Source organism: Aquihabitans sp. G128 (assembly GCF_019048865.1).
Classification (GTDB): domain Bacteria; phylum Actinomycetota; class Acidimicrobiia; order Acidimicrobiales; family Iamiaceae; genus Aquihabitans.
On the sequence record NZ_CP077604.1, the window covers coordinates 3,250,891 to 3,263,594 of the forward strand.

The 12,704-nt window shown below is 73.3% G+C and carries 8 protein-coding genes and 1 tRNA gene; 4 read left to right on the plus strand and 5 right to left on the minus strand.

Annotation, left to right across the window (positions count from 1 at the left end):
- Positions 1-57 precede the first annotated feature (57 nt).
- A complete protein-coding gene (locus KSP35_RS15550; protein ID WP_216996735.1) occupies positions 58-1,680 on the minus strand; it encodes an MFS transporter in 1,623 nt (540 codons plus the stop codon).
- Positions 1,681-1,858: 178 nt separating this feature from the next.
- Between KSP35_RS15550 and KSP35_RS15555 the strand changes: the two genes are divergently transcribed.
- On the plus strand, positions 1,859-2,452 hold the full coding sequence (locus tag KSP35_RS15555) for a TetR/AcrR family transcriptional regulator (protein ID WP_216996736.1): 594 nt from the start codon (positions 1,859-1,861) through the stop codon (positions 2,450-2,452).
- A gap of 22 nt (positions 2,453-2,474) precedes the next feature.
- Here KSP35_RS15555 and KSP35_RS15560 read toward each other — a convergent pair.
- Positions 2,475-2,550, minus strand: a tRNA-Ala gene (locus tag KSP35_RS15560).
- A gap of 118 nt (positions 2,551-2,668) precedes the next feature.
- On the opposite strand from KSP35_RS15560, the gene KSP35_RS15565 reads away from it, so the two are divergent.
- The 3 genes from KSP35_RS15565 to KSP35_RS15575 all read left to right on the plus strand — a co-directional run bounded on the left by KSP35_RS15565 (position 2,669) and on the right by KSP35_RS15575 (position 8,575).
- Positions 2,669-3,238 (plus strand): GNAT family N-acetyltransferase, encoded by a 570-nt coding sequence (locus tag KSP35_RS15565; RefSeq protein ID WP_216996737.1) that lies wholly within the window; start codon positions 2,669-2,671, stop codon positions 3,236-3,238.
- Positions 3,239-3,532: 294 nt separating this feature from the next.
- Positions 3,533-4,333 carry a hypothetical protein gene (locus KSP35_RS15570; RefSeq protein WP_216996738.1) on the plus strand — a complete coding sequence of 267 codons (801 nt, stop codon included), beginning with the start codon at positions 3,533-3,535 and terminating at the stop codon, positions 4,331-4,333.
- A gap of 714 nt (positions 4,334-5,047) precedes the next feature.
- A complete protein-coding gene (locus KSP35_RS15575) occupies positions 5,048-8,575 on the plus strand; it encodes a bifunctional diguanylate cyclase/phosphodiesterase (RefSeq protein WP_216996739.1) in 3,528 nt (1,175 codons plus the stop codon).
- A gap of 66 nt (positions 8,576-8,641) precedes the next feature.
- Here the strand turns inward: KSP35_RS15575 and KSP35_RS15580 are convergent, their stop codons facing one another.
- The 3 genes from KSP35_RS15580 to kdpC all read right to left on the minus strand — a co-directional run bounded on the left by KSP35_RS15580 (position 8,642) and on the right by kdpC (position 12,703).
- The gene (locus KSP35_RS15580) at positions 8,642-9,319 is read right to left on the minus strand and encodes a response regulator (RefSeq protein ID WP_216996740.1); all 678 of its coding nucleotides are present in this window, start codon (positions 9,317-9,319) and stop codon (positions 8,642-8,644) included.
- Entirely contained in the window at positions 9,316-11,892 is a 2,577-nt protein-coding gene (locus KSP35_RS15585) for a sensor histidine kinase KdpD (RefSeq protein ID WP_216996741.1), read from the minus strand. Before KSP35_RS15585 ends, KSP35_RS15580 begins: the two co-directional genes overlap by 4 nt.
- 130 nt (positions 11,893-12,022) lie before the next feature.
- Positions 12,023-12,703 (minus strand): K(+)-transporting ATPase subunit C, encoded by a 681-nt coding sequence (gene kdpC / locus KSP35_RS15590; protein WP_216996742.1) that lies wholly within the window; start codon positions 12,701-12,703, stop codon positions 12,023-12,025.
- Position 12,704: the final 1 nt, after the last annotated feature.

Consider the following 12,704-nt stretch of genomic DNA (forward strand, 5'->3'; position numbering starts at 1 on the left):
GGCCGACCCTTGCGGGTCGGCCCTCGTGGCGCTGGTGCGGGCGGGCGCTCGGGCGGGTCAGTCGAGGATCGGCGACGGGGCCAGCACGTGCTCGTCGACCAGGTCGCCGGCGGCGCCCTCTTCGGCGAGCAGGTCACCGGGCACGGCGCCGGCGGGCACCTGGCTGCCGCGGGGCAGCAGGAACCAGGAGGCGACGGCGGCCGAGATGACCACCACGGCGCCGACGATGGAGGCGGCGACGATGCCGTCGACGAAGGCCGACTTGGCCGCCGCAGCCAGGGCGGCACCCTGCTGGCCGCCGAGCTGGTCGGCCACCTTCAGGGCGCCGGTGAGGCCGGAGTCGGCCACCGTGCGGGCCTGGCCCGACAGGCCGGTGACGGCCGGGCCGAGGCTGGAGGTGAACCGCGAGGTGACCACCGAGCCGAGGATGGCCACGCCCAGGGCGCCGCCGAGCTCGCGGGTGGTGTCGTTCATGGCCGAGCCCACGCCGGCCTTGCCGAGCGGCACCGACGACATGATCAGGGTGGTGAGCGGCGTCATGGTGCTGGCCATGCCGGCGGCGAGCGGCAGGATCGCCAGGTAGACGGCCCAGATCGAGCTGTCGACGTCGACCTGGGAGAAGAAGGCCAGGCCGATGGCCACCAGGCCGAGGCCCATGGGCACCACCCGGGCGGCGCCGAAGCGGGCCACCAGCTTGGGCACCTGCGGGGCGATGCTCATCATCACCACGGCCATGGGCAGCTGCAGCAGGCCGGACTTGAACGGCGAGTAGCCGAGGACCAGCTGGAAGTACTGCGACACCAGGAAGAAGGTGCCGAACATGGCGAAGAAGACGAGCGTCATGCCGCCCGAGGCCACGCTGAAGCGGCGGTCCCGGAAGAGGCGCAGGTCGAGCATGGGGTGGCGGGCGGTGAGCTCGCGGTAGCCGAAGGCCAGCAGGGCCACGAGGGCGAGGGCGAAGGTGCCGAGGGTCTGGCTGGAGCCCCACCCCTTGATCGGGCCTTCGATGATCCCGTACACGAGGGCGCCGAGGCCCACGATCGAGAGCAGGGCGCCGGGGATGTCGAGCGGCTGCTCGTCGGGGTCCTTGGAGCTGGGCACCAGGAAGGCGCCGGCCACGAGGGCGATCACGATGATCGGCAGGTTGACCAGGAAGACCGAGCCCCACCAGAAGTGCTCGAGCAGGAAGCCCGAGGCGATGGGGCCGATGGCGGCGCCGCCGCCGGAGATGCCGGCCCAGATGGCGATGGCCTTGGGCCGCTCGTGGGCGGGGAAGACGTTGGTGAGGATCGACAGGGTCGACGGCATGACGAAGGCGGCGGCCACGCCCATGATCGCCCGGGCGCCGATGACCATGGCGGCGGTGTCGGCGACCGAGGCCACCAAGGCACCGAGGAGGAACACCCCGAGGCCGGCCTGGAGGGCGCCCTTGCGGCCGAAGCGGTCGCCCAGGGTGCCGGCGGTGAAGAGGAGGCCGGCGAAGACCAGCGAGTAGGCGTCGACCATCCACTGCAGCGAGCTGGTGGAGGCGTCGAGCTCCCGGGCCAGGGTGGGCAGGGCCACGTTGAGGCTGGTGTTGCCGATGATGACGATCATGAGGCTCGTGCACAGCACGGCCAGGATCGCCCATCGGCGGTTGTAGATCGCGGGGTCGATCTCGTGGTCGGTGGTGGCGTGCACGGCTTGCTCCCTGGTGTCGCTCGCGGCGTCTTGCGGGTTTCGCTACGCACGCGGATCAGAACTGTAGAGGGGTCAAGTCCCAGCTCCCCCCCTTTGATTCCAGCTTTCGGGGGTGACGTCGGGCACGTCCCCGGGGCGACGGGTGGAGTTCACCCAGGTTTCGCTACGATCTCGAAGCGTGGCCCGACCCCGTAGCGAGCAAGCGCACCGTGCGGCGCTGGACGCCACCGTGGAGCTCCTGTTGGAGGCCGGGGCCGAGGGCGTCACGCTCGAGGAGGTCGCCGCCCGCTCGGGCGTGGCCAAGACCACCCTCTACCGGCACTTCGAGTCCCGTCACGGGCTCATCGCCCAGGCGGCGCGGTGCTGCGTGGTCGAGCACGCCACCCCGGACACCGGGAGCCTGGCCGAGGACCTGCGGATCCTGTTCGCCCGCTTCGGCGAGGGCGCCGGCGAGCAGCGCATCAACGACCTGCTGCCCCTGCTGATCGACGCCGGCACCCGTGACCCCGAGATGCGGGACCTCGTCACCTCGATGCTCCAGGAGCGCAAGCGCCCCATCCGCACCGTGCTGCAGCTGGCCCAGCTCCGCGGCGAGGTGGGCCCCGACCTCGACCTCGACACCGCCCTGGCGATGGTCATCGGCCCCTTCACGTACCGCAAGACCGTCGAGCGCCGTGAGGTCACCCCGGCCTTCGCCGAGGCCGTGCTGGTCGGCGCCATCGCCGCCCTCCGCGCCACCGCCACCGCTCCGGCCGACCCCGCCCCGGTCTGAGCGATCGACCGGCGGCGGCCGATGGTGGAGACGATCGGAATCGAACCGACGACATCCGCCTTGCAAAGGCGGCGCTCTGCCAACTGAGCTACGTCCCCGAGGTCGCTCGGCCGGGGCCGGGCGATCGGAGGGGCCAGCGTAGACGGCGGCCTCGCGGTGGCCCACCCACGAAACCTCCGACGCTCGGCGCACGGCCACGGGGCAGGATCGGCGGCGATGACCGATGCCGCTGCCGACGACCTCACCGCTCCCATCGAGGGGACCGGCCTGCGCCTGGTGCTGGTGCCGGCCGCCGTGCTGCTCGCTGCCAGCGAGGCGGAGGGACCGGTCGACTGGCCGGGGGTCGGCACCATCAGCGAGGAGCTCGCCGTCGCCATGCCGGCCGCCATGCGCATCCGCCAGGCCGAGGCCGACCCGTCGGTGGCGGCGTGGCTGATCCGCGGCATCGTCGTCGACGACGCCGCATCGCCCACTGGCCTGCGGGTGGTGGGCCACCTCGGCGGCCACGACCGGCCCGACGGCGACGGGATGGTGGAGGTCGGCTACACGGTGGCCGCCGCCGATCGGGGGCGGGGCCTGGCCACCGAGGGCGCCCGCACCTGGTTCGCCTGGGCCCACCGGCACGGGGCGACCACCGCCCGGCTGTCGATCGTGCCGACGAACGCCCCGTCGATCGCCATCGCCGCCCGGCTGGGCCTCAAGCCCACCGAGCGGGTGTGGGACGACGACGACCAGGTGTGGGAGCAGGTGTTCGAGGCCGCGCTCCCGCTCGACCACGCACCGTGAGGCGCTGACCGCCCAGGGGACGTGGCCCTCCTCGCCTGGTCCGCCGGCACCGCCACCGTGGCCCGTTCGGGCCAGGCCTCCGTTCGTTGCTCACACAGGCTTCACGCCGGTCGGCCGCCACGGAGGGACCATCCCCGACCACTGAGCGGAGGGGCCGTACGCTCCGTGTCGGCGTCCCCGCCAGCGGAGCGATCCACTGGCGACGGGGGCACCGGTAGCCCGTAGTGTTCCAGGATCGTCGGCGCCCACAGGGAGGGCTCGGCGGCCCCCACGGTTGGATCGAGGTCCGTCCCCATGAACCCACCCTCTGCCGCCCAGCCGGGCTCCGGCGCCACCCCGCCCACGGTCGCCCCCACCACGGCCAGCGCCACCCGCCCCGTGAGCGGCCGCCCCGCCGACCTCCAGCCCGGCCACCGCCTCGTGACCGTCACCGGCGACGACGCGCTGTGGACGTCGTGCGAGGAGTTCGTCTACGAGATGTACGTCTCGATCGGGTACACCGAGCCCTCGCCCCGGCACCGCGTCGAGGAGCTGGCCCACTGGGCCGAGGTCTCCCGCTTCCACGCGGTGGTCGACGAGACCGACCGCGTGGTCGGCACGGTCCGCACCATCTACGGCCCCTACGCCGAGCTCCCGGTGAACCAGTTCGAGCGCACCGACCACACCGATCCCGATCCCGTGTGCGAGCTCTCCTCGCTGGTGGTCGACCCGCACCAGCGCAGCACCGGCGTCATCGAGCACCTCTACCGCGCCGGCTGGCTCGACGCCTGGCGCTCCGGCAGCGAGGCCGTCGTCGCCCTCATCGACGACTGGCTGTACCAGGCGTTCAAGGAGACCTACCGGCTCCCCTTCCGACAGATCGGCGTCGGCCAGCACTACATGGGCACCGACCCCGTGCCCGTGTGCCTGCCGCTGCAGGGCCACCGCTACCTCGACCTGGCTCGCGAGAACCCGCAGTTCTGGGCCTGGACCCTCGAGGCGCTCACCGCCGGCGAGGTCCGCGACTGGGACCTGCCCATCGTCTTGCTCGACGACACCGGCACCGCCACGGGGACCACCGTCCCCCACGCCACCCCCGCGCCCCGCGCCCGCTGAGCCTCGCCCTGCGCCGCCCCACCGGGCGGGGCGGACAGCTGGTCGCTCCAGCGACCGGGTCTCGACCCACGACGAGACCGAGCGGCGCAGCCTCAGGCGGAGACCGAGTCGGTCTTGGCCTTCTCGGCGCACGCGGCGGCGGATGCCGAACACGGCGTTGGCGCCGAGGCTGACCACGAACACCGTCGTGACCACGTAGACGATCACCGGGAAGGTGCCCTCGCGGCCGGCCCAGGCGATCCAGAGGTACGGGGCGAGGAAGCAGCCCGAGGCCAGCGCGCCCCAGCGAGCCGCAGCCTGGTGGTCACCGTCGACCAGACTGGTCACGAGGCGAGCCGTGCCGAGCGCGTAGGGGACCGCCGTGCCGAGGTCGAGCAGGCCGAACACCACCACGGTGACCCGGCTCTCCGACGCCAGGGCCGAGTACGCGAGGGCGAACCGGATGAGCACGAACACGACGACACCGATGACCCAGGAGGTCTCCAAGGTCCGGCGTCGCTGGGTGCGCCCCTCGAGGGGGTCGATGTCCGGGTGGTCGGTCAACGCGCGGTCCACTGCCTTCTGGTGCGAGCGTCCGGTCCCTGCGCCGGACGCGCGCCCTGACGGTACCCCAAGTGTGGTCCGACCCACGGAGCGTGGTGAGCTGCGTCGCCGCCGCCACGATTCGCGCTCGGTTCGCTCCACTTCACCCCCCGGCGGCCGATGGATGACGTCGTGAAGCAACGCGCCTGGCTCATCTACCTCGTAGTGGGGTTGCTGGTCTCGCTCGGCGCGGGCCTGACCGGGTCGTCCAGCATCAGCGGCGCGGTGACCCAGGTGGTGGGCTGGGCCTCGGTGGGCATCGGCCTGTCGATCGCCCGCCGCAGCCCCAAGGAGACCGGTCGTCCGTGGGTCTTCTTCGCCCTCGCGGCGTCTGCGTTCCTCGTGGCCGGCGCGGTGCGCACGTTGCACGGGATGATCATCGACGTCGACCGGCCGTTCCCCTCGCCGGCCGACGCCATCGCCCTGTCCGGCCACGTGATGCTCATCATCGGCGGCACGCTGCTCGGCCACCTGCGCTCGCCGGACCGGGACCGGGCGGCGATCATCGACGGCGCCATCATCGCCGGCGGGCTCCAGACCCTGGTGTGGGCCTGGCTGCTGTGGCCGTACATGACCGACAACAGCATCGTCGTCAGCGAGCGGGCCATCAACGGCGTGTACGCCGCCATGACCATGTGCGTGCTGGCCACCATCGGCCGCCTGGCGGTGGGGCCCGGCGCCCGCACCACCAGCTACCGGCTCCTGGCCGGCGCGGTGATCGTGATCTTCCTGCAGGACGTGCTCGTCACCGTCGACACCGTGGGTGGACCCGATGCCAGCCTCGGCCGCGCCCTGGCCCCGCCGATCTTCGTCCTGTTCGGTGCGGCCGCCCTGCACCCGGCCCGCCTGCGCATCGCCGAGGCCCCCGCCCGGCTCGAGGTCCGGCTCACGTGGCGGCGGGTCAGCGTGCTCATCGCCGCGCTGCTGATCAACCCGCTCGTCATCGGCATCCAGCTGGCCATGCACCGCAAGCCCACCCTGGTGGTCGCTCTGGTGAGCTCCACCGCCCTCACGCTCCTGGTGCTGGCCCGCTTCGCCCTGCTGGCCCGAGCGCAGGAGCGGGCCGTCGAGGTCCAGCGGATCCAGCGCGAGGCCAACGGCGAGCTGGCGGCCGCGTCCAGCCGCCACGCCATGCAGCGCGCCGGCCTGCGCGCCGCGCTGCGCCTCGCCGACGACCCCGACGCCCGCGTGTCGATCGCCCAGGTGGCCGGCCAGACCCTGCGGGTCATCGACGCCATCGGCGTCGATGCCGACGCTGCGGTGGGAACGTCGATCGCCATGGACCGCGTGCCCACCCCCGTCGTCGACGGGCTCGCCAACCTCGAGCCGTCGGTGGCCGACGGTGCGCTCCCCATCGACCTCGGCGGCTCGGCCGACGGCGCCCAGCGCCACGTCAGCCTCCTGGTCGCCCCGCTCGCGGCGCAGAACGACCTGTCGGGCGCGCTCGTCCTCACCACCCGCCGGCCCATCGCCGCCACCACCCGCCAGAGCATCGAGACCCTGTCGTCGACGGTGTCGCTGGCCCTCGAGAGCGCCACGCTCACCGAGAACCTGCTGCGCCGCCGCAGCGAGCGCCGGTTCCGCGCCCTGGTGGAGAACTCCTCCGACATCGTGCTGGTGGTCAACGACGAGCGGCAGATCTCCTTCGCCAGCCCCGCCGCCCACCGCCTCCTCGGCCTCCCCGAGAAGACCCTGGTGGGCAGCCACCCGGCCCGCTGGGTCCACCCGGACGACTGGCCCACCCTGGCCCGCATGCTCGACGGCGAGCCCAACCCGACCCTCGGCGACGCGGACGAGATCGAGGTGCGGATCCGCCACATCGACGGCAGCCACCGCTGGTTCGAGATCCACACCAAGGACCTGCGCCACGACCCCGAGATCGAGGGGCTCGTCGTGACCGCCCGCGAGATCACCGACCGCAAGGCCACCGAGCAGCAGCTCGCGGCCAACGAGGCCCGCTTCCGTGCGCTGGTCCAGCACTCCACCGACGTCGTCGCCGTCATCGACGCCGCCGGCCGGTTCGCCTACGTCAGCCCCGCCGTCAACGAGATGCTGGGCTTCCCGCCCGAGGAGCTCGAGGGCACCCAGGCCGTCGCCCTCCTCGGCGCCGACGACTTCGAGCGCTTCCGGGTCGCGTACCCGGAGCTCTCCCACAGCACCCTCCCCACCGAGAGCCTCCAGGTGAGCCGGGTCGAGGCCCAGGTGACGCACCGCTCGGGCGAGGTCCGCACGCTCGACATCGCCATCAGCGACCTGCGCCACGAGCCGTCGGTGGCCGGCCTGGTGCTCAACGCCCGTGACATCACGGTGCGCAAGGCGCTGGAGCACGACCTCCGCTACCAGGCGCTGCACGACACGCTCACCGGCCTGGCCAACCGCACGATGTTCACCCAACAGACGGCGTCTGCCCTCCGCGCCGCCGAACCGCACGGCGCCTCGGTGGGCGCCCTGTTCATCGACCTCGACGACTTCAAGACCGTGAACGACAGCCTCGGCCACGCCGTGGGCGACGAGCTCCTGCAGGAGGTGGCCAACCGGCTCATCGCCTCGCTGTCGAAGGCCGACCTCGCCTGCCGCCTCGGCGGCGACGAGTTCGCCGTGCTGGTGGTCGACGCCGACGGCGAGCGTGGCGTGGTGGCCGTGGCCGACCAGGTGATCGACCTGGTGGCCCAGCCGTTCCGCATCCAGGGCCGCGAGATCCGGGTGACCTGCAGCATCGGCATCGCCCTCGCCACCGGAGAGGAGGCCGACGCCGAGGTGCTGCTGCGCAGCGCCGACGTGGCCATGTACCTCGCCAAGGACCGCGGCAAGAACCGGGCCGCCATCTTCGAGGACCACCTCCACACCAGCGTGTTCGAGCGCCTCGAGCTCAAGGCCGACCTGGTGCGGGCCATCGAGGACGGCCAGCTGCGCTGCCACTACCAGCCCATCGTCTCGCTGCAGACCGGCCAGATCACCGGCGTCGAGGCCCTCGTCCGCTGGGACCACCCGGTGCGGGGCCGGCTCACGCCGGACACGTTCATCCCCCTCGCCGAGGACACCGGGCTCATCGTGCCGCTCGGCAAGTGGGTGCTGCGGGAGGCCTGCCAGCAGCTGCGGGCCTGGCAGCTCACCCTGCCGGCCACGTCGTCGCTCACCTGCAGCGTGAACCTCTCGGTGCGCCAGCTGGCCCACGAGGACATCGTGCGCGACGTGCGCGACGCCATCGAGGACGCGCAGCTCGACCCCTCCACCCTGACGCTGGAGATCACCGAGACCACGTTGATGCACGACACCGAGGTCACCCGGCACCGGCTGGCCCAGCTCCGCGAGCTCGGCCTGTCGCTGGCCGTCGACGACTTCGGCACCGGCTACTCGTCGCTGCAGTACGTGCAGCGCTTCCCGATCGACATCATCAAGATCGACCGCAGCTTCGTGACCGGCCTCGGCACCAACCCCGGCGACGGCGCCGTGGTCCAGTCGATGATCGAGCTCTCCCAGCGCCTCGGCGTGCACACCGTGGCCGAGGGCATCGACCGCCCCGAACAGGTCACCCTCCTCCAGTCGCTCGGCGCCGACCTCGGCCAGGGCTACCTGTTCTCCGAGCCCGTCCCCGCCGACAAGATCAGCGCCCTCCTCGCCAGCTCCCCCCACGAGAACCCCCGCTTCCTCCTCCACTGACCCTGCGGCAGGCAGCCGGCGCTCGTCCGTCGTCGACGACCACCGGCGCAGGCACGACGGTTGCGCTCAGGGCTCGAAGCGGTAGCCCATGCCGGGCTCGGTCAGGAAGTGGCGGGGCTGGGACGGGTCGGCCTCGAGCTTGCGGCGGATGCGAGCGAAGTAGACGCGCAGGTAGTTCGCCTCGCGCTCGTACTCGGGGCCCCACACCTCTTGCAGCAGCTGGCGCTGGCTCACCAGCTTCCCGGGGTTGCGCACCAGCAGCTCCACCAGGTGCCACTCGGTGGGGGTGAGCCGCACCTCCTCGCCGCCCCGCGTGATCCGCTTGGCAGCGAGGTCGATGGTGTGCTCGCCCATGGCGACCGAGGACCGCTCGTCGGAAGCCGGCGCCGAGCGGCGCACGGCGGCGCGCAACCGGGCGAGCAGCTCGTCCATGCCGAAGGGCTTGGTCACGAAGTCGTCGGCACCGGCGTCGAGCGCGGCGACCTTGTCGGCCTCGGACTCGCGGACCGAGAGGATGATGATCGGCACCGCGCTCCACCCCCGGATGCCCTCCACCACCTCGATGCCGTCGATGCCGGGAAGGCCGAGGTCGAGCACCACCACGTCAGGGTGGCGCTCGGCCGCCAACCGCAACGCCTCTTCGCCCGTCGGAGCCAGGTCGACGTCGTAGCCGCGGGCCTTCAGGTTGGTGGCGAGGGCGCGGCGGATCTGCGGCTCGTCGTCGACCACCAGCACGCGGGTCACGACGCCGCCTCCGGCTCGACGGGGACCTCGGGGCCGGCTGCAGCCGGCATGCGGATCACCATGGTCAGCCCTCCTCCGGGGGTCTCCTCGGCCTCGAGCTGCCCGCCCATGGCCTCGACGAAGCCTCGCGCCACCGCCAGCCCGAGCCCGACGCCGGTGTCCGACGACGCGTCGCCCAGCCGCTGGAAGGCCTGGAAGAGGTGCTCGACGCGGTCGGGCGCGATGCCCGGGCCGCGGTCGATCAGACGCAGGTCGACGCGGTCGGCCACCGCGCCGGCCTCGATCCGGACCGGCGACCCCTCGGGGCTGTAGCGCAGCGCGTTGGCCACCACGTTGGCCACCGAGCGCTCGAGCAGGGCCGGGTCGGCCAGGATCCGCGGCAGGCTCTCGGGGACCACGACCTCCACCCGCCCGGTGGGCTCGGAGATGCTGGCCAGGGCGCTGGCCACGACCTCCTCCCACCCCACGGGGTACGCCGTCACCTGGAGCACGCCGGTCTCCAGCCGGCTCATGTCGAGCAGGTTGCCCACGAGGTCGTTCAGGCGGTCGGTCTCCTCGTCGATGGTGGCGAGGAACTCGGCGGTGGCGTCGGGTTGCCAGTCGACGTCGTCCTGGAGCAGGCTCGACACCGACGCCTTGATCGACGCCAGCGGGGTGCGGAGGTCGTGGGAGACCGCCCGCAGGAGGGCGGTGCGCAGGGCGTCGGACTCGGCGGTCACCACCGCGGCGCCGGCCTCTTCGCGCAGCCGCCGCTGCTCGAGCGCCGAGCGCAGCTGGGCCACGAAGGCCTGGAGCACGCGCTGGTCCTCGGCGGCCAGCGTCGGTCCGTAGAGCACCAGCCGGGCCCGCTCCCCCAGCTCGGCGCCGTCCATGCGCCGCTCGACCTGGGGCGGCCGCACGCCGGAGGTGGACTCCTCGGTCCAGGCCCCGGTGGTCGGGTCCTGGACCTCGACCACGGTGGCGTCGAGGCCGAACGTGGAGCGCAGCCGGTCGAGCATGGGCGGCAGCGGGTCGTCGGAGCCGAGCAGCCCGGCCGCCACCCGGGCCAGCGCCTCGGCCTCGGCCCCGGCGCGCACGCCGGCCTGGGCGCGGCGCGCCGCCTGGGTGGCCAGGAAGGAGATCACCCCGCCCACCACCAGGAAGCCGCCCAGGCCGACGGCGTTCTCGGCATCGGCGATGGTGAACGTGTGGATCGGCTCGGTGAGGAACCAGTTCAACGCCAGCGATCCCGCCACCGCGGCGAAGAGCCCGGGCCCGATCCCGCCGATGGTGGCGGCGGCCACCACGAGCATGAGGAACGCCATGAGGTCGGCGGACAGGGCGACGTCGGGACGGAAGGGCACCAGCACGGCGGTGAGGAGCGGGACGCCGAGCAGGGCGATGGCCCACCCCGTGCTGCGCCGGCGGGCCGAGAGCGCGTCGCCGCCCCGCCGGACCCGCGGCAGCGCCGGCCCGTCGGCGCTGGTGTCGTAGCTGATGACGTGCAGGTCGAACGAGCCGGCCTGCCGCGCCACCGCGTTGATGACCGAGCCCTTCCACAGCTCGGCCCAGCGCGAGCGCCGCGAGGCACCCAGCACCAGCTGGGTGGCCCGCTCGGCCTCCGCGAAGCGGGTGAGCGCCGGGGCGACGTCGGTGCCCACCACCTCGTGGTAGCTCCCACCCAGGTCCTCCAGCAGCTGGCGGTGGGCGTCGAGCAGCTCGGGCGGGGCGTCCGCCAGCCCGTCGCTCGGGCGCACGTGCACGCCGAGCAGGTCGCCCTTGGCGCGAGCGGCCATGCGCGCCGCCCGCCGGATCAGCGCCTCCCCCGACGCCGAGCCGGTGACCGCCACCACCACGCGCTCCCGGGTCTCCCACGTGCCGGCGATGCCGTGGTTGGCCAGGTAGTCCTGCAGCGAGTCGTCGACCCCGTCGGCCACCCACAGCAGGGCCAGCTCGCGCAGGGCGGTGAGGTTGCCCACGCGGAAGTAGTTGCCGAGGGCGGCGTCGACCTTGTCGGCGGCGTAGATGTTGCCGTGGGCCATGCGGCGGCGCAGCGCCTCGGGGACCATGTCGACCAGCTCGATCTGGTCGGCGGCGCGCACCATGGCGTCGGGGATGGTTTCGCGCTGCTTGGTGCCGGTGATCTTCTCGACCACGTCGTTCAGCGACTCGAGGTGCTGCACGTTGACGGTGCTCACGACGTCGATGCCGGCGTCGAGCAGCTCCTGCACGTCGCGCCACCGCTTGGCGTGGCGCGAGCCCGGCGCGTTGGTGTGGGCCAGCTCGTCGACCAGCACCACCTCGGGGCGCCGGGCCAGCACGGCATCGAGGTCGAGCTCCTCCAGCTCCTGGCCGCGGTACGGGAACCGCGCTCGGGGCACGACCTCGAGGTCGCGCAGCTGGGCGACGGTCTTGGCCCGACCGTGGGTCTCGACGTAGCCGACCACGACGTCGGTGCCCCGCTCGGCCCGGCGCCAGCCCTCGTCGAGCATGGCGAAGGTCTTGCCCACGCCCGGCGCGGCACCCAGGTACACGCGCAGGCGACCGCGGCGCCGTCCCGCGGGGACCGCCTCGTCGGTCGTGCCGTCGGCCATCAGCGGACCCTACGGCGGGGCCGGTCCGTGGGGCGGCCGTCGCGGTGGGGTGCGGGGGACCGGCCGGTCGTGGACGGCCGGCCCCCCACAGCGATCGGCCCCCGGGCCTGGAGGCGCCCGAGGGCCGAGGTCACGAGGCGGCCTCGGCCACCGACAGGTTCAGCGTGAGCACGTTGACCCCCGGCTCGCCGAGGAAGCCCAGGGTGCGGCCCTGGGTGTGGGCCCGCACCAGGGCCAGCACCTCGGCCACGGGTAGGCCCCGCTCCCTCGCCACGCGGGGCGCCTGCAGCCGGGCGTTGGCCACCGAGATCTGCGGGTCGACCCCGGAGCCGGAGCCGGTGACCGCGTCGACCGGCACGGCGGTGCCCTTCGGCAGGTCGTTCTCGGCCCGGTACGCCGTCGCCCGTTCCTCCACCGCGGCGATCAGGTCGGGGTTGGTGGGCCCGAGGTTCGACGAACCGGAGGCGTCGTTGGCGACGTCGGCCACGTCGGCCGGCTCGACCTTCGGCTGCCCGTCGGCGTCGAGCACGGCCTTGCCGTCGGCATCGAGCACGGGGACCATCGACCCGGAGGCGCCGGCCCCCGCCGAGCTCGGGCGGGAGTGGAACCACTCGGCGCCGGTGAACTCCTGGCCGAGCAGGGACGAGCCGACGACCCGGCCATCGACCCGCACCAGCGAGCCGTCGGCCTTGGCGCCGAAGCCCAGCTGGGCGAGGCCGGTGAGGGCGAGGGGGTAGGCCACGCCGCAGAGCACGGTGAGGACGAGCAGCATCCGCAGGGCGGGCAGCAGTTGGCGGGTGAAGGTGCGCATG